Genomic DNA, 899 nt, shown 5'->3' on the forward strand with positions numbered 1-899 from the left:
ATCCGGTAGGTATCGGTATTCGAAATGGGTGAGGTGGAGAGCGGCGCGGACGATGTCGCCGACCTGCCGTGGGCTGGCTGTGCTGTGACGCAGGGTCCGCCAGCGGCCGACGAGGATCGCGAAGCCGCGTTCTCCGAGGCACCGCATGGATCGAAGGACGGCGTTGTAGGTTCGGTTGTCGACGGCGAGCCGGCGGCCGTCGGCGGGTTGCTTGTACGGGGTGTGGATGCCCTGGCCGGCGCCTTCGTAGCCTGAGTCGGCCAGGGTCGGCAGCCGTAGTTCGAAGGCTGCCCAGTAGAGGGCGCCGGTGACGTCCAACCGCTGGGCGCAGGTCAGGTCGTGCAGATGTCCGGGCATCGCGTCCGAGGTCCAGATCGGGAGCCCGTCGGGGCGCATCACCGCCTGAATGTTCGCCCCGAAGTCGCGGTGTTTCCCGGAGTACCACGCGTCGATCGTGTCGCCTTTCACGCTCACGGTGGTCTCGGCGAGGCGGTTGGTGTCGAACAGCTTCCCGTCGAGGATCACGTGCGACCAGCCGTCGGCGGCGACCCGGCGCAGCGCGTCGTGCAGGGTGGGTGTCTGCGCCGTCAGGACCCGCACGGCCTCCGCGACGTACCGGTAGGCCGTAGCCCTCGACACCCCGAACCCCGCCCCGAGGGTGGTCTTGTCCTCACCCTTGCGAAACCACACCAACACCAGGATCGCCTGGTAGAAGCACGTCAGCGCACGGGTTCCCGGTCGGGTGCCCACCGCCCGACGCTCGGCACGAAGCAGCCGCGCCACGTGCTGTACGAGTTCCCTGGGCACGTCGAGCCTGGCAGAATAGGCGATCACGTGGAGCCCTCTCGAAGACTGGATTCTGTCGCAAGAACCTGTCTATCGATGGCTCCACGTCCATA

Annotated in this window: 1 protein-coding gene; it reads right to left on the bottom strand. The window is 67.3% G+C overall.

Going from position 1 to position 899, the window contains the following annotated elements; genetic code table 11:
* Positions 1-807 (bottom strand): transposase family protein (locus tag ACLQ25_RS32715; RefSeq protein ID WP_425734589.1); only part of this gene is annotated, 807 nt, incomplete at its 3' end.
* Positions 808-899: the final 92 nt, after the last annotated feature.

Origin of the sequence: Micromonospora sp. DT44, assembly GCF_049841635.1 — a bacterium.
Classification (GTDB): domain Bacteria; phylum Actinomycetota; class Actinomycetes; order Mycobacteriales; family Micromonosporaceae; genus Micromonospora.